The sequence below is a fragment of the Armatimonadota bacterium genome, from assembly GCA_013359125.1.
Taxonomy (GTDB): domain Bacteria; phylum Armatimonadota; class Fimbriimonadia; order Fimbriimonadales; family GBS-DC; genus JABWCR01.
The window spans coordinates 106,360-129,225 of sequence record JABWCR010000004.1 but is presented as its reverse complement, the minus strand read 5'-3'; the positions used below and the strand labels follow the sequence as shown (position 1 = coordinate 129,225).

18 protein-coding genes are annotated in these 22,866 nt (G+C 56.8%); 8 read left to right on the top strand and 10 right to left on the bottom strand.

Features of this window, described 5'->3' with window-relative positions; translation table 11 throughout:
- Positions 1-48: 48 nt before the first annotated feature.
- From HUU60_03620 to HUU60_03575, 10 genes are all read right to left on the bottom strand, one after another.
- Positions 49-1,149, bottom strand: a complete 1,101-nt coding sequence (locus tag HUU60_03620) for a hypothetical protein (GenBank protein ID NUL81797.1) — start codon at positions 1,147-1,149, stop codon at positions 49-51.
- 124 nt (positions 1,150-1,273) lie between these two features.
- Entirely contained in the window at positions 1,274-1,999 is a 726-nt protein-coding gene (locus tag HUU60_03615) for a molecular chaperone TorD family protein (protein NUL81796.1), read from the bottom strand.
- Between the two features lie 10 nt (positions 2,000-2,009).
- Positions 2,010-3,284, bottom strand: a complete 1,275-nt coding sequence (locus tag HUU60_03610; protein ID NUL81795.1) for a 4Fe-4S dicluster domain-containing protein — start codon at positions 3,282-3,284, stop codon at positions 2,010-2,012.
- Complete coding sequence (locus tag HUU60_03605; protein ID NUL81794.1) at positions 3,281-3,556, bottom strand: hypothetical protein; 276 nt, start codon at positions 3,554-3,556, stop codon at positions 3,281-3,283. Before HUU60_03605 ends, HUU60_03610 begins: the two co-directional genes overlap by 4 nt.
- 15 nt (positions 3,557-3,571) lie before the next feature.
- Positions 3,572-7,030 carry a molybdopterin-dependent oxidoreductase gene (locus tag HUU60_03600; GenBank protein NUL81793.1) on the bottom strand — a complete coding sequence of 1,153 codons (3,459 nt, stop codon included), beginning with the start codon at positions 7,028-7,030 and terminating at the stop codon, positions 3,572-3,574.
- Positions 7,031-7,049: 19 nt separating this feature from the next.
- The gene (locus HUU60_03595; GenBank protein ID NUL81792.1) at positions 7,050-8,000 is read right to left on the bottom strand and encodes a hypothetical protein; all 951 of its coding nucleotides are present in this window, start codon (positions 7,998-8,000) and stop codon (positions 7,050-7,052) included.
- 31 nt (positions 8,001-8,031) lie between these two features.
- Positions 8,032-9,549: a c-type cytochrome gene (locus tag HUU60_03590; GenBank protein ID NUL81791.1), complete on the bottom strand. Its 1,518-nt coding sequence runs from the start codon at positions 9,547-9,549 to the stop codon at positions 8,032-8,034.
- An 18-nt stretch (positions 9,550-9,567) separates the two neighbouring features.
- Complete coding sequence (locus tag HUU60_03585) at positions 9,568-10,260, bottom strand: carboxypeptidase regulatory-like domain-containing protein (GenBank protein NUL81790.1); 693 nt, start codon at positions 10,258-10,260, stop codon at positions 9,568-9,570.
- A gap of 122 nt (positions 10,261-10,382) precedes the next feature.
- A complete protein-coding gene (locus HUU60_03580; GenBank protein NUL81789.1) occupies positions 10,383-11,135 on the bottom strand; it encodes a hypothetical protein in 753 nt (250 codons plus the stop codon).
- Positions 11,132-12,127, bottom strand: coding sequence for an LCP family protein (locus tag HUU60_03575; protein ID NUL81788.1), 996 nt, complete (start codon positions 12,125-12,127; stop codon positions 11,132-11,134). Before HUU60_03575 ends, HUU60_03580 begins: the two co-directional genes overlap by 4 nt.
- Positions 12,128-12,186: 59 nt before the next feature.
- On the opposite strand from HUU60_03575, the gene HUU60_03570 reads away from it, so the two are divergent.
- From HUU60_03570 to HUU60_03535, 8 genes are read left to right on the top strand one after another with little or no spacing between them, the layout of a single operon-like run.
- Complete coding sequence (locus tag HUU60_03570) at positions 12,187-13,956, top strand: hypothetical protein (protein ID NUL81787.1); 1,770 nt, start codon at positions 12,187-12,189, stop codon at positions 13,954-13,956.
- Entirely contained in the window at positions 13,953-15,140 is a 1,188-nt protein-coding gene (locus HUU60_03565) for a glycosyltransferase family 39 protein (GenBank protein NUL81786.1), read from the top strand. Before HUU60_03570 ends, HUU60_03565 begins: the two co-directional genes overlap by 4 nt.
- Positions 15,137-16,168 carry a 23S rRNA (adenine(2503)-C(2))-methyltransferase RlmN gene (rlmN, locus tag HUU60_03560; GenBank protein ID NUL81785.1) on the top strand — a complete coding sequence of 344 codons (1,032 nt, stop codon included), beginning with the start codon at positions 15,137-15,139 and terminating at the stop codon, positions 16,166-16,168. Before HUU60_03565 ends, rlmN begins: the two co-directional genes overlap by 4 nt.
- Entirely contained in the window at positions 16,165-17,589 is a 1,425-nt protein-coding gene (locus HUU60_03555; protein NUL81784.1) for an ATP-grasp domain-containing protein, read from the top strand. Before rlmN ends, HUU60_03555 begins: the two co-directional genes overlap by 4 nt.
- Positions 17,586-18,029, top strand: coding sequence for a hypothetical protein (locus tag HUU60_03550; protein ID NUL81783.1), 444 nt, complete (start codon positions 17,586-17,588; stop codon positions 18,027-18,029). The genes HUU60_03555 and HUU60_03550 overlap by 4 nt, the downstream gene beginning before the upstream one ends.
- Positions 18,030-18,057: 28 nt before the next feature.
- Positions 18,058-18,957 carry a hydroxymethylglutaryl-CoA lyase gene (locus HUU60_03545; GenBank protein NUL81782.1) on the top strand — a complete coding sequence of 300 codons (900 nt, stop codon included), beginning with the start codon at positions 18,058-18,060 and terminating at the stop codon, positions 18,955-18,957.
- Between the two features lie 32 nt (positions 18,958-18,989).
- On the top strand, positions 18,990-19,397 hold the full coding sequence (locus HUU60_03540; GenBank protein ID NUL81781.1) for a tetratricopeptide repeat protein: 408 nt from the start codon (positions 18,990-18,992) through the stop codon (positions 19,395-19,397).
- Positions 19,398-19,421: 24 nt separating this feature from the next.
- Positions 19,422-22,820 carry a tetratricopeptide repeat protein gene (locus HUU60_03535; protein NUL81780.1) on the top strand — a complete coding sequence of 1,133 codons (3,399 nt, stop codon included), beginning with the start codon at positions 19,422-19,424 and terminating at the stop codon, positions 22,818-22,820.
- The last annotated feature ends 46 nt before the right edge of the window (positions 22,821-22,866 follow it).

Sequence of the window (22,866 nt, the reverse complement as noted above, 5' to 3'; positions counted from 1 at the left end):
AAAAAGCGCCCCGACCGGTCATTCGGTCGGGGCGCTTTTGCTACCTAATTAGCAACCCATGCCAAAGTTCTCGAGAACGATGGCCAGGTCCGCGTCATCGACTGTGCCGTCGTCGTTCACGTCTTCTGCCAGTTCGCCGCTCTGACCGAACATCCGGAGAACTCGCGCCAGGTCGATGTCGTCCACGCAGCCGTCGCCATTGACGTCGCCCGTTACTGGGGACCAGCCGCCTCTGCCGTCCCCTCCGATCTCGATACTCTGAAGGCGCATGCCTCGCGGAGTCTCGAACGGCAGCTCGAACGAAGCCGGTACCTCGATCGCGTCGGGAATGGGATGGCCTACGCCAGGAATCGGCAACGGTTCGAACAGCCCGGTCTTCACAAGGCTAGTAACCATGCCGTCTTCATAAGCCAACTGCAGTTGGCCGTGGTGCCCTGTCATCGTCTGGCCGCCCACAAAGACGTTAATGATCCCAGAGCCTCGCGTCGGGACGAGATTGGCCACATCGCCCCAACCGTCTCCGTCCAAATCCTGGGTTTCCCAGCTAAACCCGCTTGCGCGCAAATCGAAAAGCCGGTCTTCCAAATATCCATCGATGCCTTCGTACTTCATGTAAATCGGGTCGTGATTCACAACCTCGCATCCGCCGCCCACGCGATCTTCAAGCACAGGCTGCCACGAGATCGCTCCGGTCGCATTGGGAGCGCCGCAAAGGATCTTGATGTGCGACGCCGAATTGGCAGCCGCGCCAAACTGACGGCAACGGACACAAGCGCGACCATAAGCCTGATGGTAGCCCTTAATGCAGGGGGTGCCGGGGATCGGATCAACTTGGAAAGCCGCGCAGGCGGTTGCGAACGAACAATCCTGCGCTGTGAACGCGGTAGCGCACTTCGTGTCCATGCTGGGCACGGGATATATGGCTGTGCCGCTGTTGATATTGGTCGTTAACGGATTCCAGGCCGATGCCTGCGCGTGCCAGTTCCACTCCACCCCGACGACTGGGCACTGCGGCAGACAGATCCTAAAGTTGTGCCTGACGCTATAGGTGCAACAGCGGATATCGCCCTGCGCGAACGAGGACAGCGCGGCAACGGCCAAAGCCCCCGCCACCATCAGCTTCATTACCACTCCAAATTTTCTGCTCATCTCTACAGCCTCCAGTGATTTTCTATTTGGTCGCTTGACCGAAGAATAGTATGCAGCCATTTCGCCGGATGTAGCAACAGAGGAAGGCTGATGTCGGAAAGTTTCGTCTGATCGGGCCGCTAGACTAATCGGTAGAGCACGGTTGCCAAGGGGGCAAGGGCTGTAGATTTACGACCGATTCGGTAGCGTTTATCCCCAATCGGTCGCGATCCATAGCCAGCAAACTCTCCACAGCCCCGCTCCAACTCAAGAACAATTGGCTTTCGACCGCTTCGGCCGTCTTTGCCACCAGGCCGCAAAAGCTGAAAGCCCACGGCGCCAAGAATTGACGCAAGAACGCTTCTCTCGCCGCTTCCAGTTGCGCGGCATCTTCGTCCGATTTCGTTTCTGCGATGCAGACCGCCTTGCGATGGCAGAGATAGCCCATGAACTCTAATTCGACCGCGATATGGTCCGCTCGTTCTTCGCGTTGCGTCTGTAGCCCAAACGCTGAATAAAAGGCGCTAAGATCGGCCAACTTCTGCGCCTGTTGAAACACGCTGCCAACTCCGTAGTCGCTGGCATAGGGAGAGCAGTCCTTGCTGGCTGCATGACCGAAGACCGATATGTACTCGCTTTGCCACTGCATCGGCGAGATTCCCGCGGCAGTTGTCAACATCCGCGAGATCTCCAGTTCAAGCCGTTCGTCCGCCTCTATCGCTTTCAGCGCCTCGGAAACCATCAACTTGGTATCGGCATCTCGCAACCGAGCGACGCTGGCAGGTTCCGGATAAAGCGCCATCGACGCCAACAGGCGATACAGAACGGCCAGCCCTAGCGCCTCGTCGACCAACTGCGCGTTTGAAGTCATATTCAGCCTCCTAAATTGTGTTTAGGCGATCGGGCGTCCGCTTGTGGATCGGCTCGACCACCGGCGTTTCGACGATCTTGCGCCCGTCCTGGCCATAGCCGATCACGGTGTCGTTAAACACTTCGACCGTTCGACCATCCGGCATCTTGGTCTCATAAAGCTTCTCGCCCTTTTTGATTCCGTATTTGAAGATCATCAAGCGATGCGCGCGGAAGAGTTGGAGCACTGCCAAAAGTTCGCGCGAAGGCGCGGTGTACTTGGCAATAGCGTCGTCCACCCCAGGGCCGAACATTTGGCGCAGGTAAGGCCTCGGCGCCCATCGTGGCGGAATGTAGTAGAGATTGGGCTCCAGCCCAAACTGCGGGTAGAGCGGCAAGGCGATCTTCTCTTTTTTGACCAAGAAGTAAAGCGGATGTTCGGGGTCATCGGCCCAGTCGCCGGTCTCTTGGTTGATTTTGACCAGGCTTTGAAGCCGTATCTTTCCCACGCACGCCGTCATGCAGCGCGATTCGACCGGGTGACCCTCGCCGATCGGGTCGGCGCCTTCGGTCAATGGCACGCATCCTACGCACTTTTCCGACGTTCGGGTATTGGGTCGGTAGTACGACTTCTTGTAAGGGCACGCTTCGACGCACTTTCGATAGCCGCGGCATCGATCTTGGTCGATCAGCACGATGCCGTCTTCCTTGCGCTTGTAGATCGCCTTGCGAGGGCACGCCGCTACGCACGCCGGATAGGTGCAGTGATTGCAGGTGCGAGCCAGATAGAAGAACCAGGCTTTGTGTTCGGGAAGAGACGAACCCTCCTTGCTGATTCCTAACTCGCCGCCTTCGTAGTTCGGAGTGGTGTCTTCGTAGATGTTGGGCGCCGTCCATTCGTGATCGGCGGGCAGGTAGCCAAGCGCGCGCTGGGGTCCTTCCGGCCCATACCGCTTGTCCGCTGCTTCGAAGATCGTCATCCCTTCGTACTTGCCGTACGGCCCGCCCTCGTCTTCGGACCATGCCATCTGGCCGCCCTGCTTCTCGTGCTCTTCCTCAAGAAGCTTCAGAATTTTCACGTCCCAAAATTGCGGATAGCCGCCGTATGGCTTGGTCTCCACGTTGTTCCACCACATCTGCTCCTGGCCTTTGCTAAACGTCCATGTGCTCTTACAGGCCATCGTGCAGGTCTGACACCCGATACAACGATTGAGATTAAATACAGCGGCCAATTGTCGATCGGGGTGAGCCTCCTCAAACGGATACGACATCTCGCGTCCAAGCTGCCAATTATGCACCTGTGTCATGATCGATCTCCTTCGTACGATAGCGGTTGCCAGCGATCTCTCGCCTCGTTCAGCATTTCCTTCACATAGCCGGGTCCCTTGGCTCGATGAACCATGTGAGGCCCATGATAGATGGGTAATCGGAACATCCGCAGAATCTCATCGTCCGAGTATCCTGTGCGAACGAACTCATCCATAAACGCCCTCGTCATCTCGGTCATGCACTCTTCTTCAGCATCGACCTCGACGCCCTTCAACTCCATCGGATCGTCGTCTTCAAACGGCTTTATCATGATTCGCTCCTCGGTCTACTCGACCAACTCGCCGGCCAGGTATCTCTGCATAAACTCGCTCTCGCGCCCAGGCGAGAAGCCGGTTGTGGCCGGTTTCCATACGCCTTTGCCGCCCAGTCCGCCGTCCTCGGCCTTGGTAATCTTGACCAGCGTCTCCTTGGGCACCGTGTTGATCGCATGGTTGTCGGCCTCTCCGCCGAAGATAAACGCAACCATGGCCTTGGACTTGTGGAACAAGGTGTCGGTCTGGTGCATCGGCATGTGCCAGTTTCTGGTCAGCGCCTGATGGCCGCCGTAGCGCACATTCGACTGATAGCCCGTATCGACGGACTGAGCGCGACCGTCAGGCCGAGTTTCGTGCGCTTTCACGCTCCGCTCGGTCGCGATCGAAGGGCTGTGCCGGATCATCACGACCTGTTTTGGGAAGGCCGGGTTGTATCGGGCCCGCACCATCAGCCTGGCCACTCGATATTGCGGATCGGTCGGCTTCCAGCCTCGGTACGGCCTATCCATCGGGTTGGCATCGACATAAACATAATCGCCGTCGCTGATCCCCATCTCCTTCGCCGCGTCCGGGTGGATGTGCATTTGGGTCTCCCCTACGCCGGGCGAGCGTCGATCCAACCGATAGGCATCGCCGAAGTTGCTCTCCCATATCTGGTTCCAATCGACCATGCTCCAGCCGCTGTGCACGCGGTGCCTGCCCTTGGGCGTCAAGCCATAGAATCGATAGCCCTTCTCCCAGAGCGGGTTTGTGGTTTCCTTCACCTGCGACCAAGGCATCTTGATGTTGCGCACGGTGCGCTCGTCCCAATGCATCGCCTCTGCCGAGATGCCGTAGTCGTCGGGCCGTACATACGGATTTGTACTGACGATCACGTTGGGCAGGTAGGGCGTGGCCTCCGGCCCTTCTCGATGCACGATAAAGTTCTCGCCTGCCTCGATGGCTTCGGGAATGTCGCAATAGGCTTGCAACCGTCCGGTCGCCGTGTGGAACGGTTCGTTCTCGAACACTTGCTCGTAAAACGGCTCCCTTGGATAGGTTCTGAACATCATCAGACAAACGCCCGGCTCGCCGTATTTGCCAGCCATGATGTCGGCAAAGGTATATCCGAACGTCGTAGTCGAGCTATCGAGCAGCCTTTGAATATAGACCGGCGCCTTGAACTTGTAGGCATCGGCAAAACGCCTATCGCCCGTGAGCTTAGCCAAGCTCTCGAACACGCCGCGTATGATCGTTAGATCGTCCTTCGTGTCGTAGATCGGCCGGATGCCGCCGTTCCATATCTGAAGAAACGGGTTCGAACACGACGCGGTCATTTCGTAATCTTCGAACTCGACCCAGGTGTTCGCTGCAAAGACCACGTCGGAGTACTCCACGGTCGAGTTCATTTCAACGTCTTGACAGACGATGCACTCGATGTTTGGATTGACGTTGAAGAACATGTCGTACGCGTGCTTGGCGTTGTTGAACAGGTTGACGTTGTTGAACCAAAGGAACTTGGTCGGCGTGGGCATGTGCGTCTTGCCGGTAAACACCTTTCGACCGTGCTTAGGCGTGTTTACGATCAGAGGTCGATCGCCATGATTCCAGTAAGCAGGCTCTTCGTCCTTGAAGAGTTTGCGAACCTTGACGTCTTTGCCGTGCGATGCCGGATCGAGCGATAAATTGAACGGATCTTCGGCAATGAAGCCTGGGAAGCCGGGGCCGGTCCACGGCGACCCTTGAAACAAACCGCCCTTGTAGTTGCCGGCCCAGGTATGGCACCCCGACCCGACCTTGCCGATGTTTCCCGTCAGCATTAATGGCAGATAGAAGGCTCGATTGGCCAACGTTGCGTGAAACCAATGGTTGATCCCCTCGCCAATGTGAATGGCTACGGCGCCCGCAGTAGGATCCTGCTCGCGAACTTCGAGCGTAACGTCCCAAATCTCCTTGGCCAGTCGCTCGATCAGCTCCTTAGGCGAGCTTGTCATCTGCGCGACCGCATCCAGCCCGTAGTCCTCCAAATGCCTCTTGTAAGCCGTCCAAAGCGTCAGGCATTCGATCTCCTGACCGTTGGCCAGGCGCGCCTTTCCCTGCCAATCCAGCGTCGGATCGATTCCCCGTCCCGCCATCGTTCCGCCCACGTCGTCGCGAGAAATCGCCTTGAAGCCATCTGCCGACCGAACTACAAAATCGCCTAACTTTTCGTACTGATCGGGCTTCAAGTTCTGACGCTTCATCGACATGCCGTCAGAAGCAAGCAAGGGTTTGTGATCTGAAAAGAGTTCGCTTGCACGGAGCAGCTTCAAGTTGTCAGCACGAACCAACAGTGGAAAGTCGGTAAAGCCCTTGACGAACGCCTCGTCGTACCATCCGTTGTCCATCATCAGACGAGTAATGCCTAAGAACAGGGCAGCGTCCGTGTTTGGACGAATCGGTATCCAGTAGTCGGCCTTCTGAGACGTCGGGCTGTATTCGGGCTTGATGACCACCAATCGCCCGCCTCGCTCCATCAGTTCGGTAAAGAAGTGCGCTTCGGGCATCTTGTTCTCGATGATGTTGGTGCCGCAAGCGATGCTTAACCGCGCAAAGCGCAACTGATTCATGTCTACGTCAGAGGCCTGTAGCCCGTGCACAAACGGCATCCCGGGCGCCTGGTCGCCGTGCCATGTGTAGTTCGACCACTTGCGACCGCCCTTAGCCTGCTCAGGCGAAACCTTCCTAACATGGGAATCCAGCAGCGCGACCATGTTGGCGGCGCGCCACATGCCATACTTGCCGATAACGCCCAGCAGCCCCATGCCGCCGCGAAACTTCATGGTGCGCGTGCCGGCTCCGCCCATGTCCTCGATCATCTCCGGCTCGTAGCCCTGTTGCTTCAGCCGTGCGGCGCCTTCTTCCCCGCTGTATCGGGTAGAGATCGCGACCATCGCACGGGCGACATAGTCCGACGCTTCTTGCCAACCGGCTCGGAGCAACTGATCGGAGCCTCGGCTATCAAACTTGTACTTCTTCTTTAGCTCTGGCGTCAGTTCGGGAAATCCGGCGTCGGCCCACTCTTTCCAGCCTTTACGGATCATCGGGTACTTCAAACGATAGGGGCTGTAGACGCGCCGATGGAACGTAAAGCCCTTCAAACACCCTCTGGGGTTCCATGCCGCGGTCGTCGCGGTACCGTCGAGGGCTTCTATGTGGCCCGCGTCATAGTTTTGTTCGATGCGCACGATCACATCGTCCCGCACCAGCGCCCGAAGCCGACAGTTGTGAGTATCGTTGGGCGCGCAAACAAAGGTAAACGCTCGGTCATACCGATACTGATCGCGAAGAACCTGCTCCCAGCCTCGGTCCGGATAATGCTTCAGAGGATTCTGAACATTGACAGCAGGCTGAAGCGTGCGCAACCCTCCTCCCAGAGTGCTATCTGCCAGCAACAGCGCGCCGCTTGTCAAACCGGCAGTCTTCAAAAACTGACGACGTGAAAATTTCATGAGTTTCTCCTTGCAAGGGTTACCATTGCCCTGTCCTGACTCGGTAATGCTCTGCACATCGGGAACACATGCCAAAGGCGGGCAACCATTCGGGGTCGTCGCCCATGGCTTCTACAATCATCTCCGGGCTTAAATCAAGCTCTTTCTCCGGCGACGGCATTCGACAAATCGGGCACAAAATCGGATCGATCTGATCGTCTGAATAACTCTCACGATCCTCTATGCCCGCCCAGGCAAGCGTCGCAGAAACCGACCGCGCCATATCCAACAGGTCGCCAAACTTTGGCGAATTCTCGCTCCAAAGTTTGTCGAACGCTGTCTGTAGCGCCTCATCGGGCAATGATCGATAGAACGCGCCGAACTCGGTGCGTCTGGCGGCCTCGTTGCGCAGAGGCTCCAGCCCGCGGCGCTGCAATCTTCCGTCAACGCTCGCAGCCCAGACTGCCTTCAGTCGATCCCGAACAAGGCTTTCTCGGGCAGGACTGTCTGCCAAGGGGCGCGGCTTGTAGAACCCAAAGTTAGGATTCAGGATGTCTTCAATGTGCTGAAGCTCGTGATTGACAAAGCCATCTATCCTCTGTTCAAAGACCGTCGGTTCTAAACAGATGAAGAGCGCCTTGCCGCCGTCCTTTCGGTCGCGCAGTTCCGCGCCAGCGTCGAACGGCGTTCGAGCGCGATGGACAAAACTCTCTTCGATGCCTGAAAGGGCTTCTGGAAATGCTCTCAGTCGCTCCAGCAGCCAGGCATGATGCCCCTGATTCTCGAACATCTCGCGATTCAGCGATTGAAACGCCTTGTCTCGGTTCTCTGGCTCGATGGTCTGATATAGCCGCTCGATCTCGAGCAACATTGACTTGGGCAGCCTGCCTTGTCGTCTCATGGCTTCGCCAACGACAGCCTCCAACAATTCCGGATCGTAGTAGACGGCCGGTTCCGTCGCCGATGTTGCCATCGGGATCAGCAGTTTCAAGAAGTCTCTTCGCGTACCAGTCGCAGTCATCTTATGGCTCCAAGCGCAGCGTTTGCCAGATCGAGATCGACTTCTGGCCGTTCCGGTCTCCCTGGGCGCCTTGCCAAACTCCGAATGCTATGGGCGTCTCCGCTCCGGGAGCAAATTGGGCGTCCTCAGCGTCGGACGTTCGAAGATCGCGCTGAATCACCACATGCCAGGCGCCCTCGTACCAGGCTCCGAAGCCGCGAACGTTCTGCTTCGATGCGATCTGGGATGTGATAGAGGATGGCCCGGTCGCGTTGAGATCCTCGACGGACGTCAGGCGAAGGGTCGTCGCATTCAGATTGCCTCTTCTCAATGCAGGGACAAAGGTCGGATCGGTAACGAACGGGTACCAATCGATGGCGATGTTCGGATAGAGAGCGAACAGGTCTCTGAATCTTGCAAGATCCGCCTGCCAATCCGCCCGCCACATCCAAACATTGACCGGGTTTTGAGCGTCGCCCATCCCATAGAAGGCCTTTGTGCCGGTTGCCTGCCGGACAGGGAATTGAACGGCGACCGCATCTCGAAATTCTTGCACCCGCGCATATCCGTCGCTGGGGTTCTGCTCTTTCCAGGTCAGATAGATTTGGAGCGTTCTTCCATCGTGCAGAGCCTTGGCCTGCACCCGATCCACGGCCCCAGGCCGATCCCAAAGAGGCCTTACTGGGATAATTGAGACCTTAGAGCCGCTCCAGACTGAATCCATCGGCGCAGCGATGTCGGGCAGTCGGGATACTCTTGCTGCAACAATCTCGTGACCAAAGTCTGGGATCGCCGGCTCTTTGCTCACCAAGGAAAGCACATAATGGGTCAGAGCCCAAGATTCTTTGTCCGTTAGCGTGCCTGCATAACTGGGCATCGGCGTGCCGTCCATGCCGGTCATAAATGTGCGGTAGATGTCCCTGGGAGCGCTGCCGCCCTTGAATCGCGCCGACTGCGTAAAGTCGTAAGGCACGATCGGATAGCCCTTCGCATCGCGCAAGTTTCTTGCGGACGGGCCATCGCCCTTGCCCGTTGCGCCGTGGCACTGGCCGCATCCCTGCGCCGCATAGATGCGTTTGCCGAGTTGCAGCATCGAATCCGTTGCGGCGGGGACTGCGGACACTCTGAGCGCGCCCTCCGGCTTTTCCGTCGCGAAGCGAGGCGATAGGCTCTTGACATACTGGGCTAAGGCCCATCGCTGTCGGTTGGTCAGGTCGCCCTTCCAAGCGGGCATCGACGTGCCCGGCATTCCGTTCGAGATGACTCGGTACAGGTCGTCGTCCGTGGGCACGCTGCCCGACTGAGTCGATCGAACCTTATAAACGCCTTCGGTCAGATCGCGAGGTTTCGGGTGGGATAAATAGGCCATTTCGCCATCCCCGGCGCCTGCGGCCCCGTGGCATGTCAGGCAATACTGCTCGTACAGCGCCTTGCCCTCCGCGATCAGCTCGTCCTGCGAAGGCTTGTCCCTCGCAACGCCGACCATCAGCAGTCCGGCGATCGCCGTGCTCGTCAAAAACGCTATCGATGTCCGAGTCATCTCAAACCTCCTAAGGCGCTACTTTTTGTAAGCGAAGTCCGCCGTCTTGGTCTCGCCAGCCTTGACCGTAACCTGCATCGTCTGCTTGCCCAACTTTTCGTGCCAGACCTCTAGCGTGTAGGTCCCGGCGGGCAGGCCTTTGATCGTAAACTTGCCATCTGCGCCCGTAACCGCGAAGAAGCCGTGCGGCACAACGCCGGCATAGGCGCCCATCCACGGATGCACGTCGCATTTGAATTGCACCATCGTTTCGGGCTTCATAAATACGTGCACTCGCTTCATGCCCTTGTTCGGCTGGGCAATGTTGAAGGTTGGGTTGGCCTTGGAGACTGTGTGGACGTTGTGCAACAGCGGGTCGGAGTTTCTAATCTCGATCGGCTGGCCGGTTACAACTCCAAATACCCTTGGAGCGTAAGTGCAACCGTGCTGGTCAAGAACGACAGTTGCCTTAGACGGAGCCGCCTTGGGGATCGGACCGTCTTTGACATAGACAAAGCACCATCGGAGCGTGCCGTTGGGGTTTAAGATAAAATCCTCAGGCTTGACGGGCTTGTTTCCATGGATGGCCGCGCATTTGGCATCGGCCTTCATGTCGATCGCCTTCGAGGCGGGCGCCTTTCCCGAAAAGGAGACCTTTCCGGTGATGGTGGCCGTCTGAGCAAAGAGCCCTGCGGCCATTGAGAGCAATATTCCAGCAATTACTACACGCATCGTTCCCTCCTTAGATCTCAGGACTGGATGCCTTGTAAGTCAATCCAGCCGTTTGACCTATTGACTTAATTTGGCTGACTGTACCACAAACCTTAATGGCTTGTCAAGGGGTCGCCAAAAAATTACCGATCTTCGGCTTTTAAGCGCGGCGCCCAAGGGGGCAAAGGATCGCCCTTTGCGTCTCGCGATAGGTTGGCAATGGACGGCTTTTGGGCCGAAACATGGCCATCGGCATAGAGGATGTTGAGGCCCCGCCCATGAAAGGAGCGCATGTTGTTTTCATCCCAGCCTGTTTTTTCGTCAATCCTCGATACCGCTGCGCGAGAGACGAAATCCTCCGCATAATCCAACAAGAATCCATCGTTGCCGCCAACCAATGGACGATGATTGCGAGTTCCCCACTGCCCGCCCGAAACGCTCTCTACGATAAGAGCCGATCCTCCTGCCGGCAAGGAAGCGACTTCTCGACCGCTGAGCGCCGCCACCATGCCATACGACGATCGCAGCTCTCTGCTCGAATCGGATGGGTGCGTCAGAACGCACGACCCCCCCAGCGGGTCCGCAGGACAGACGGCGACCTGCTCTATATCTTTCCTAAGATAGGCATTGATCGAGTGCATCCAAGTAACCGGACGGCCCTTGCTGTCCAGCGCCGGCCCATCCGTGCCATCGAACTGCGCCAAAGGCAACGATCCGCCGTTATCCAGCACGTAATACTGAAACGCTTTCGAAATCTGCCCCAGATTGTTCTGGCAGGCGTTGGTATGTCGAATGTCGAGCAAGGTGAGGTAGACCGGGATGAGAATGGCCAGGATGATGACGGCACCGACCCCGATGGCAATTTTCTCGGCCTGGGTGAGCCCTTTCCGGCTCATCGTTTAGAGTAGGTGTAGGACTCCCAGAAGCTGAGTTCCCTCAGGATCTTCTTTGATTCCTCTTTATCGACTGTCAGATAGGTGCCCCGTCCATCTCGCACGGGCAGCGTTTTCATCTGCACTGCATCTTGCGGCAACGACCGAACGTATGTGGCCAATGCCAACAACTGCTCGTAAGTGAGCGAACTGGCCACCATCTTGGACGCCTTGTTCAGCACATCGGGGGCCCGCACCCACACGCCGGGCGACTTCAGTTTATCTTTAAGAGCCTGCACAAAGACCTGTTGCCGTTCGATGCGCTTAAAATCGCTATCCGTGTGCCGATACCGGACGAATCCCATTGCTTGTTCGCCAGTGAGATGCTGAAATCCGGGCTGCAGATCGATATGCAGATCGCCCCAGTTGTCGTCATACTTGAGCCGCTTGTCCACATAGAGCTCGACTCCGCCGATCGCATCGATCAGACGCTGAAAGCCGACATAATCGATCACCGCTACATGATCGATCGGAATCTCGCCCAATAGGTCGGATACGGTCTTCGCCGCCAACTCGACGCCGCCCAATGCATGGGCCGCGTTCACCTTTCCCCAGCCGTGCCCAGGGATTCGAACCAGCGTATCGCGAGGAATCGACACGGCATCCGCCCGCATACGATCGAAATCCACTTTGACGACCATGATGGTATCCGACCGTGCGCTCCGGTTAGTGATGCGCTTTCGCCGATCGCGATCTTGATCGGCTCCGAGTGCAAGTATCGTAATCGAGTTTCGTCCCGGAAAAGCCCGAGCGGGCGTCGCTTCGCGCGTTACGATGGCGGAGATCGTCCTCATGGCAACGCCGTCGCTGGCAAAGCCTATATATCCGATCAGGCCGCCAAAACAGAGGCCGCATGCGGCGACCAAGAGCCAGCCAATGATGCCGATCGCCCGGCGGGCGCGGCTGGGCTTCCTCTTGGCCCTCTGTCGTTCGTTAGGTACGTTGCGACTCGCCATGGGCGCTCATTTTACCTCGAACAGGAAGCCAGGCGAAGCGCTCGAACTATTCTGACGGCATGGGGCTTGCAATGGCGTTCGTGATGGTCGTTCTGTGCGGCGCCGCAGGCTCTTTGCTGCTTGGGCGATTGAGGGAGAACCTCAACTCGCTGGAGTTAATGGCGACTGGCGGCGCTATTGGTCTGGGCGCCTTTGCCATGTCGATCTTTGTTGTCGGCATGTTGGGCGTTTACAATGTCGGCCTCCCGATCGCTACGGCTCTCTTTGGCATCCTTGGCTTGATCGGACTCCGCTATTGGCGCTTCAAACCCTCTTTCGATCCGCTTTGCGTTGCGGTCGTTTTTTTCTTGTGCATGGCGCTCTGTTATGTTTCGCTTCCGCCCGACGGCAACGATTGGGACGGGCTTGCGTATCACTTGGCTGTGCCAAAGTTATACTTATTGGAAGGACGAATTCACAACATTGCCTTTACGCACCATAGCAATTTCCCGTTCCTATGGGAGATGTTGTATACCTGGGGCCTGTGGGCGAACGGGGCAACCGCGGCCAAGTTGTTCCACTGGGCCGCGCTGTCCTATCTTTGTATCGGCGTGGCCGGATTTGCTCAGCGGCTTGGCGCAAACCGGCCTTGGCTAGGCAGTCTAATTTTGGCTTCGTCGCCGATCGTGTTCTGGGAATCGACCGTTGCCTATGCCGATTTGGCGACTGCGCTCTACGTTTTTCTCGCCGTCTTGGCGATTCATCGCGGGATTGTTGAAACTGAGCGAAAACTAATCTTGCTGGCAGGCGTGCTGATGGGCTTTGCGCTCGGTACAAAGTACCTTGCGCTCGTTTCCGTCGCCATTCTCGGTCTGACTGCGCTTGGGACGCTGTTAGTTCGCCGCCAGGTTCAAATGATACCAACATTGCTCCTCTCTGGCCTTCTAGCCGTGTTAATAGGATGTCCTTGGTATATCAAGACCTACCTCTACACCAGCAATCCGGTCTATCCGTTCGCCTATTCTCTGTTCGGCGGGCGCAATTGGAGCGAAGAAAATGCCGCCGCCTATCGCGGAGACCAGCTGAAGTTTGGAATGGGCCGGAGCGTCGACCGTTTGATCATGGCTCCCAACAACATGGTCTCTTTTCCGGAGAAGTTTATGGACCCGGTCGGACTGATCGTAGGCGAGCGCGCCTATACGGTGGCTTCTTCCGGTCCGGCGATGGCCGCGGCGCCCTTCGTCTCCTCCACCGCAGGGCTGCCTTTGGGTTTTGTAATCGCTTCCTTCTTAGCCTGGTTTGGCCTGATGCAGCAAACTCGCTATCTTATACCGATATTTCCGATACTTTCTGCCACAGCCGCCGTCGCGCAAGGCCGTTTGCGCAAGCGCGCCCTGTGGCTGGTCGTCGCGCTTCAATCGATTGCAGCCTTGTGGATATTCGGCGGCGCGCTGCTGCCTTGGACCAGCGCTATTTGGAACCGAGAGAAGCGCGAGGAGTACCTGACCAGGCGGTTTCAGCCTTACGAGGCGTACCGATTTATCAACGAACAAACGGCGCCGAGCGCCAAAATCGGATTGTATGACGAGCCTCGCGGCTTCTACTTGGAGCGCCAATACCTTTGGGCTAATGCCGGCCATCACATGCTCATCCCTTATTCGAACTTCTCAACATCGAGCGACCTCGTGGAGGGATTGAAGTCCAAGGGCATTACGCACATCTTGATCAACCGACGATTTTGGCCACAAGAATCGATCGAATCGTGGCGAATACAGCTGGAACAGGCGATCGCAGTCCAAGAGATTAGGCTCCTGTTCGATGCGCGAGGCGTCGAGGTTTACGAACTGTGAACCGGTCGATCGCCCTCATCGCGCTCGTCGCCTTTCGCATCGCTTACGCACTGTTGGCGACGAGGATCGATCCCTACTTGCGTCAAGACCCTTTGCACGGCGATTCCGTCTTTCACGACGAGATGGCATGGATTCTGGCCAGCGAAGGTCGATTGGAGTTTACCAAAGGCCTCCAGACATCGCCGCTCTACATCTATCTAATGGCGTCTGTCTATTGGGTTTTTGGGCACGCGCCGGATGCCGTCAGGGTGGTCAATGCGATTTTGGGAGTACTCTCTGCCTTTGGCGCTGCCGCTTGCGCGCGCAAACTGTTTGACGAGCGAATCGCCCACTGGACGTTTTGGCTCACTGCCCTGCACCCACAACTGATCTTGCTCAGCGGCTGGCTCTATACCGAAAACCTTGTCATACCCTTGGTTGTCTGGTCGATTTGGCTATTGTGGGACGGGTCGCGCATCCGTTCGGCCATTCTGGTCGGACTTCTGGCGTTGACCCGGGCCAATCTTTTGCCGCTTCTGCCCCTCTTTGCGATCTGGACATGGCGCAAGGAAGGATGGAAACCTGCGGGCATCTTCCTGCTCGCCTCAGCGCTGATCATAGCGCCGTATGTAATCTACATCTCCAGCCGATTTGACAGATTTGTACCAATTTCGCTTGGCGGATTTGTACTTTTCTGGAGCAACAACCCGGAAGCGGACGGTGGATTTGCCATGAAGCCCCCCGAACGGATCGCGCTTAAGGGAGAGGAAGTGGTCGTCGCCGACTTTACAAAGGCGGACAACTGGGTCGATGGCGACCGAAAGTACATGGATCTCGCTCTTGCCTGGATCAAGGAAAACCCGACCGATTTTGCAAGCCTTGTTTGGCAAAAGACGCGCCTCACGCTCAGTCCCATTGGTCTGCAGAAACCAGAGCACCGGAGCGCGAAGAGTGTGCTGATCGACTTCGCCTACTGGATCTTCCTGATCATTGCTCACATTGGGTTCTTTGTCGGCGCTCGCGTTCGTTCGCGCGATCTTTGGCTGATTGCAATCGTCTGGTTCGTCAGCTGGTTCTTCATCTGGCTCTATGCCGGCGGTTCGCGCACCCTTTTGCACATGGCGCCGTTCATGGTCCTCTTTTTCGTTCGCGCCCTCGTGCTGGCTCGACAACCCGTAACCGCCAGGTATATTGAAACCCGATGAATGCTGTTCAAACCCAACCACTGGTCGGCCTCTCGACGATCGATATGGCAGGAATCGTCGAGCAGTTAGGCCATCCGATCTATCGAGCGCGACAGATGGCTCGCTGGGTCTACACGGCCAACTGCCGCAGCTTCGACCAGATGACGGACCTGCCTGCAAGCCTCCGTTCGCTGCTTGAAGAAAAGTTTCAGATTGAGGCCATAAAGTTATACTTAAAACAGGAATCGGCAGACGGAACGATCAAATGTCTTGTAGAACTGTCCGACAAGGAACAAGTCGAGTGTGTGCTTCTGCCTTTCAAAGACCGGACCAGCGTATGCCTCAGTTCGCAGGTAGGCTGCGCCATGGGTTGCCATTTTTGCGCAACGGCACAATTAGGCGCCGGAAGGAACCTGACCCCGGGGGAGATTGTCGATCAGCTTCTTCTCATGCAGTCCCTTTCTTCAAGCCGGATCAGTCATGTCGTTTTTATGGGAATGGGCGAGCCGATGCTCAACTTCGATAATGTCCTGACCTCAATTCGCCTTATGAACAAGGAGATTGGCATTGGCATGAGACGAATGACGATTTCAACCGTCGGAATCGTTCCGCGCATTTTAGATTTGGCAAAGGAGAAACTTCAGATTACGCTCGCTGTCTCGCTTCATGCGCCAAACGACGAACTTAGGAAGTCGCTGATGCCGGTTGCCAAAAAGTGGTCGATCGCCGAACTGCTCGATGCCTGCCGAAGTTACTTCGCTCAAACGGGCCGTCGCGTTACCTTCGAGTATCTCCTTCTTAAAGGGATTAACGACCAGGCAGAACACGCGGACCAACTCGCAGGTCTGCTTAAGGGCTTCCCTTGCCTGGTCAACCTCATTCCGTTTAACTTTGTTCGTACAGACTTAAACTTTCAGCGCCCCGGCTCATCGCAAGTTCGACTGTTCCGAGATAAGCTGACCGAAAAAGGCATCGAAACCACCCAACGCGAGGAGAAAGGCCACGACATTGCAGCAGCCTGCGGTCAGTTGAAAGGAAGCCGGTTGTGAAACGAGTTTTGATCGCCAATCGAGGCGAGATCGCAAGGCGAATCATCCAGGCGTGCACGGAATCCGGCATCGAAACGGTTGCCGTTTACACCGATGCCGACTCTCGCGCTGGCTATCTTTCCCATGCAACCCAAAGTCGCCGCATCGGCGACAGCTACTTGCAGTCCGACCGCATAATCCAAGCAGCCATAGAGTCCGAGTCCAACGCCATCCATCCCGGATACGGCTTTCTGGCTGAAAACGCTGAGTTTGCCGAAGCCTGTCAAAGGTCTGGTCTTACCTTCATTGGTCCCCCGCCAAGCGCAATGCGACTTCTAGGCAACAAAGACGATGCGAAGCGACTGGCGCAACAGGCTGGCGCTAGGGTCGTCCCTGGCTACTTTGGAGAAGACCAATCGGACGACCGGTTAAAAGCAGAGGCCCAAAAAATCGGATTTCCACTGCTCATCAAGGCGATTGCGGGCGGCGGTGGTCGCGGTCAGCGCGTCGTTGACAACGCTAGCGATCTGGCCCCTAACCTTGCCGCCGCTCGACGCGAAGCCCAAGGCGCATTTGGAGACGATCGCCTAATGATCGAGAAGCTTATCGCGCCCGCCCGCCATGTAGAGGTTCAAATCTTGGCCGACGTTCATGGAAGCGCCATCCATCTGTTCGAGCGCGATTGTTCTGCCCAGCGGCGCCGGCAGAAGATCATCGAAGAAAGCCCAGCGCCTAAACTCTCGTCCGAAGCGCGAGATCGGCTCACGAATTCTGCAGTAGCGATTGCCAAGAAAGCCGGTTACACCAATGCGGGCACGGTCGAGTTTCTTGTATCGGGCGACGAGGTCTACTTTCTCGAAGTCAATGCGCGTCTGCAGGTCGAACACCCGGTAACCGAACTGGTAACCGGCATCGATCTTGTCAAAGCCCAGCTAAGGATCGCACAAGGACTACCGGCGCCCGATCAACCGAGTAGCCAGTACGGATGGGCGATCGAAGCCAGAATCTGCGCCGAAGACCCCTATTCAAACTTCGCTCCATCGACCGGAACAGCCCTCTATGTCGAATGGCCGAGAAGACCCTTCGTTCGGGTAGACAGCGCGCTAGAATCTGGAGACGAGATCACCCTCAACTACGATTCGCTTCTTGGCAAGGTCATCGCATGGGGAGCAGACCGCGACGAAGCCATCGATCGTCTGAGACTGGCGCTGCAGGAAACTGTAATCCTTGGAATCTGGACCAACGTCGGATTCCTGATAGACCTGATCGGTTCGGCGGCCTTCCGGTCGGGTTCTATAACGATCGACAGCGTAGAGAATATGGAGATAACCCCACCCCCGCCTACCGATGAAGTCTTGATCGCTTTGGCTCAGGCTCGACCGATAGAGTCTGCACAAAGCCAAGGCCCATGGATCGATGCATGGAGGCTTAAAGCCCAATGAATCAAAAGTATAAGATTCGCAGTCAAATCTATGACTTAAGCGGCGTGCTCGACGCGACCGTCTCGTGGGACAGCCGACACAAAGCGATCATCGATTGCAATGGCCGCAAAGTCGCCCTATTCATGGCGTCCAGCGTTTCTGAAGTCTGGATTGGTCATCAAGGCCGAACCTGGCGAGCCGAACCCGCAAAGACAACAAAGAAACGATCGCACGGACATCAGGCCGATACTCTCTCGGCGCCCATGCCGGGTGTCGTTACGGAAGTCCTAGTGTCCATTGGCGACGAAGTCCATGCAAGGCAGCGCCTTGTTGTGCTAGAAGCGATGAAAATGGAGCAGCCTCTGGTCGCACCGCACGATGGAAAAGTTACTTCCATCAAGTGCACAGTTGGCCAAGTCGTCAAAGAAGGAGAAATCCTTGTCGAAGTCGAAACTATCTAAGCGCAGGAGCGCGCCAATGATCGCCTCCATAAAACTGCCCAAGCGCGTCAGAATCGTCGAGGTCGGACCACGGGACGGTCTTCAGAACGAGCCGGTCGCTCTATCGTGGCAGGATAGAACTCAGTTCATCGATCTCCTTTCGGCGGCCGGCTTCAGCGCCATCGAGGCGGGCGCATTCGTCAAGCCGTCGCTCGTGCCTCAGATGGCCGATACGGGCGACGTCCTCAAGGCCATACAACGCAACTTAGGGGTTCGCTACCCGGTCTTGGTGCCCAACGCCAAAGGCCTTCAGCTCGCAGTCGAATCAGGCGCCCAAGAAATCGCCGTCTTCGCAGCAGCCAGCGAATCGTTCAGCCAAAAAAACATCAACATGACCATCGAACAGTCGCTGGCCAACTATGCCGAGGTCGTGGCGCAGGCTAAGGGAGCGGGACTTTGGGTTCGCGCCTACGTCTCGACGGCCTTTGATTGCCCGTACGAAGGCGCAGTGCCGGTCAAGGCCGTATCTTCGGTTGCCAACCAACTCGGCAAGATCGGCGCGGATGAGATTGCTATCGGCGACACCATTGGTACCGCGACTCCCGCCAGAGTTTCCAAACTGACGGACTCCTTGTTGAGGGTGATTCCGCCAGAAAGACTTGCCTACCACTTCCACGACACGCGAGGCATGGCGGCGGCCAACGTTTTAACGGCCATGCTTCATGGAATCTGGATATTCGACTCGTCTGCCGCCGGTTTGGGCGGATGTCCCTTTGCGCCCGGAGCCGCCGGCAACTTAGCCTCAGAAGACCTCCTCTATATGCTGTCCGAGATGGGCATCGAAACCGGCGTCGACATCGAGAAACTGACCGAAGCTTCTCGATTCGTGCTCGAAAAGCTCCATCGACCTGCGGCGAGTCGCACATTGCAGGCCATTTTATCCAAGTAATCGTATAGTTTGATCCTTCAAAGGGGGACTCCATGTCGATGCATCAAGACCCAGACATTAAAGCAGCCGAAGACAAAGCCCGAGACGCTCTGAAGGCAGGGCGCTACCAAGAGGCGATCGATGCTCTTCAGGAAGCCGTGCACGGCCATCCGGCCTGCGCAGATCTGCACACGTTTCTAGGGATCGCCTACTACCACATGTCCAACATGGACGATGCCGTGAAATCGTTCGCGCGAGCCGCGGCGCTCGATAACGGCCATGCCATGGCGCATTACAACTATGCCGCTATACTCGACAAAGTGGGCAAAACCTACGAGGCCATCGAAGAGCTTCAGTTAGCGCTCAAGATCGACCCGCACTACCGCCAGGCCGAAGAACTCCTTTCCCAAATCCAAGCCCGATTGGAAACCAAACACAAGGAATCTTGGGAATGGTCCTAAGGCCCAGGTAACATCCTGACCGGGATGGAGCTTTGCCAGGTCGAACTCTTTGGCGGAATCAAGGCCATAGTCTCTGGCCGCGTCGTCGCTCGGTTCAGAACCGAGAAGACCGCGCTTCTGCTGGCATACTGCGCCTACTTTTTGGGTCGAGAGCATCCGCGCGAAACGCTCATCGAGATGCTGTGGCCCGACAGCGACCCCGATCAGGCGCGCAACAGCCTCAGCAAGGCGGTCTCCTCGCTTCGCAACCAATTAGAACCGGCAGGCATAGAGCCGGGAACTGTGCTCCAGGCCGATCGGCGCACGGTCGGCCTCAATCCCGATTTTGCAACGTGCGACGCCCACCGGTTTGCGCGTCTGATCGAGGCGGCTAACAAGATCTCCGATCCATCGGCAGAGATGGCCGCTCTCGAACAAGCCGTCGGCCTCTTCAAGGGAGAACTGATGCCCGGATTTTATGCCGACTGGATCATGGACGAGCAGCCGCGCCTTCACGACGCCTATATATCCGCGCTCAATCGATTGGCCGAACTCCATTCGCACAATCCAAGAAAAGGGCTGGAGTACGCTAAACGAGCAGTGGCCGCAGACCCGTTGCGGGAAGACGCGCACGTTGCGGCGATCCGACTTATGGTCGCTAGCGGCGACAGAGCGTCCGCTCAAAGGCAATACCAAGCGCTGGAGAAGATGATCAAAGAAGAGTGGGGCAACGAGCCGTCGCAAGAGGCGCAGAATGCCCTTCAAGGCAAATTTGCCCGTCAAACTGTACGGACCCCAGTCCTAGAACGATCGCGCCCGGTCGTCGTGGGCGTTGCGGCAGCGATTCTGCCCGCGCCAGAAGAAGTCGAGCAAACGCCGGCGGCAGTAAGCCCAGAATCGCGGAAAGGCAATCTTCCTTCTTCCCGATCGCGCTTTGTAGGACGAGAGTCAGAACTGGAGCGCCTCTGCGACATGCTCGGCGATGCACAAGGACCAAGGCTGATCACTCTCATCGGCTTTGGAGGCGTAGGAAAGACGAGATTAGCGCTACAGTCTGCCCGTAACGCGCAGTCGGCCTTTCCAGGCGGCGCGTGGTTCGTTCAACTTCAAGATGTGGACGACCCGTCCATAATTCCCGATGCGATCGCCTCTGTTCTGCGCCTAACCCCTATTCGAGGAGCCTCCACGCTCGATCAGTCGGCGGCGGTCCTCTCCGAATCGCCATCGCTCCTGATATTGGACAACTTCGAGCAACTGATCGAAGGCGGCGTCGAGACGCTTCCGAAACTTCTGGACCAAGCGAGCGCGCTTAGGATTATCGTTACCTCTCGCCTGCCCCTTGGTCTGGCCGCCGAGCAAGAGTTTCCCATTGGCCTTCTGCCGCTCCCTACGGACGACGAACTGGAGAGCCTTCAGAGCAATCCTTGCGTCGAACTCTTCATCGATCGCGCCCAGCAGAAAATGCCCGATTTTGCCCTTTCAGCGGGAAACGCAGCGTCTGTAGCACAACTTTGCCGCGAACTTGAGGGCATACCGCTTGCGATAGAGTTGGCGGCAGCGCGCATCCGCCTGCTCAGCCCAAGGCAAATGGTCGAACGAATTTCGCAGAGGTTAGACTGGCTAACGTCTCCAAGAAAGGACCTTGCCGAGAGACAGCGCACGCTGCGCGGCACCGTCGAATGGAGCATGAAGCTGTTAGACCCAGAACTCAGAACTCGGTTCAGTCAACTCTCGGTTTTTAGAGGCGGCTGGAATCTGGAAGCGGCTGAGGCCATTCTCGAGTGGCCCGATGCGCTCGAGGGGCTGCACCAACTTCAGGAATCGAGCCTGATCATTGGATTCGACGCGGCGGACGAACGACGGTATCGGCTGCTAGAAACGTTGCAAGCCTACGGATGGTCGCAACTGGCGCCGCACGAACAAACGAAGCTCCGACTTCGACACCTGCAGTACTTCATCGATCGTGCGGAGGAAGACTGCGGGGCGATGCTAAGCGAGCGGCAGCTCGAGTTGTTCGACAAGTGGGACTCCAAGATTGAAAACGTCTGGGCGGCGCTCGCCTTTGCAGAATCTCATGGCGAGTGGGATCAAGGCGTCCGGTTGATCGAGGCGCTTCGGCACTACTTTGGGGTTAAGGGCTATTGGGGCGAGATTCTGCGATGGCTAGAAAAGTACTTGGCCGCTAAACCTGCCAATACGGTGTGGCATGGGATCGCTTTGGTAACGAAATCCGCAAGCTGTATACGCGTCGGCGACTATGTGGGCGCTCAGTCGGCTGCAGACCAAGCAGAACAGATTATCGACCCGCAGGATCAAACGCTCTATCTGCGAATGTTGCTTGCCAAGGCGACGGTCGCCTGGTCCCAAGCCAGACATGCAGATACCGAACAGATTTACGGAAAGGCGCTCGAACTGGCAGAGAGCATGAACCACAGAATTGGAATTGCCGAGGTCCACAATGGTCTCGGTAATGCATACACCAATCAAGGCAACTATCTTGATGGAATTAAGCACATAGAGATCGCTATGAAGCTTCGTCGGGAGCAAGGAGACTTGAGGGGAGTTGCCGGCTGCCTGAACAATATGGGCCTGCCCTTGCAGCAGATCGACAGACTGGACGAAGCCATGGCCCTGTTTGAAGAGGCCAGAGACATCAACCTGAAAATGGGCAACTACTCTTGGCTCGCCCATAACTACCTCAACATCGGCACGACGCACCAATACAAGGCAGACATCGAAGCGGCCGACGAGGCGTACCAACAAGCGCTCAAATACTATGCCCGTATCGGCGATCTGTCCGGCGTAGCGGCGATCAAGAACAACATGGGCAACGTGCAGCGCAGCCGAGGGAACTATGCCAAAGCCAGAGAACTGTACGAATCGTCGCTCGAGTTCAACCTTCGACAACGCAACATGCTATGGGAAGCCAAGAATTACCGCAACTTGGCATCCACGCTTCTCTATTCAGGCGAACTCGAACAAGGATGGGACTATGCTCAACGCGCCTTGGCCAAGAGCAAAGAAATCAATGACAATCGAGGCATCTTTGGGGCTTACGAGGCGGGGGTCGAGCTTCTTTATCGACTGAATCGGGTGAGGGAGTCGTTCGACTTCTGTGCCCAATGCGTACAAGATGCCTTCGAGGTCGGTTCTCCGGTCAACCAGGTTGCAACCCTGCGAGTCGCCGCACAGCTCTTTGTTCATGTCGGCCTCTTGGATTCTGCAGGCGTGTTGGTCGGAGCCTCGATGGACCGTCTGGAAGACGACCTGCTTAATGCGATGCCCGACGATCAGCAACGATGGGAAGCGGCAGTCGATAAAGCGAAGAACGCCCTGGGCGCAAAGAATTGGCAGCGCTTGATAGCCGAAGGGCAAGCGTTGAAAGTGGTCGATGCGCTGCAACTGGCCTCGAAAGAAATCGAGAACTTTCAAAAATCTTCCTGACGTGGAAGGAATCTCTGGCGGATGTGGCGTATAATATCCACAGGTC

What these genes read in the sequence shown, in the direction of transcription:
- HUU60_03620 (NUL81797.1), bottom strand. Translation starts at nt 1,149, where the DNA reads ATGAGCAGAAAATTTGGAGTGGTAATGAAGCTGATGGTGGCGGGGGCT.
- HUU60_03615 (NUL81796.1), bottom strand. Translation starts at nt 1,999, where the DNA reads ATGACTTCAAACGCGCAGTTGGTCGACGAGGCGCTAGGGCTGGCCGTT.
- HUU60_03610 (NUL81795.1), bottom strand. Translation starts at nt 3,284, where the DNA reads ATGACACAGGTGCATAATTGGCAGCTTGGACGCGAGATGTCGTATCCG.
- HUU60_03605 (NUL81794.1), bottom strand. Translation starts at nt 3,556, where the DNA reads ATGATAAAGCCGTTTGAAGACGACGATCCGATGGAGTTGAAGGGCGTC.
- HUU60_03600 (NUL81793.1), bottom strand. Translation starts at nt 7,030, where the DNA reads ATGAAATTTTCACGTCGTCAGTTTTTGAAGACTGCCGGTTTGACAAGC.
- HUU60_03590 (NUL81791.1), bottom strand. Translation starts at nt 9,549, where the DNA reads ATGACTCGGACATCGATAGCGTTTTTGACGAGCACGGCGATCGCCGGA.
- HUU60_03585 (NUL81790.1), bottom strand. Translation starts at nt 10,260, where the DNA reads ATGCGTGTAGTAATTGCTGGAATATTGCTCTCAATGGCCGCAGGGCTC.
- HUU60_03580 (NUL81789.1), bottom strand. Translation starts at nt 11,135, where the DNA reads ATGAGCCGGAAAGGGCTCACCCAGGCCGAGAAAATTGCCATCGGGGTC.
- HUU60_03575 (NUL81788.1), bottom strand. Translation starts at nt 12,127, where the DNA reads ATGGCGAGTCGCAACGTACCTAACGAACGACAGAGGGCCAAGAGGAAG.
- HUU60_03570 (NUL81787.1), top strand. Translation starts at nt 12,187, where the DNA reads ATGGGGCTTGCAATGGCGTTCGTGATGGTCGTTCTGTGCGGCGCCGCA.
- rlmN (NUL81785.1), top strand. Translation starts at nt 15,137, where the DNA reads ATGAATGCTGTTCAAACCCAACCACTGGTCGGCCTCTCGACGATCGAT.
- HUU60_03550 (NUL81783.1), top strand. Translation starts at nt 17,586, where the DNA reads ATGAATCAAAAGTATAAGATTCGCAGTCAAATCTATGACTTAAGCGGC.
- HUU60_03540 (NUL81781.1), top strand. Translation starts at nt 18,990, where the DNA reads ATGTCGATGCATCAAGACCCAGACATTAAAGCAGCCGAAGACAAAGCC.
- HUU60_03535 (NUL81780.1), top strand. Translation starts at nt 19,422, where the DNA reads ATGGAGCTTTGCCAGGTCGAACTCTTTGGCGGAATCAAGGCCATAGTC.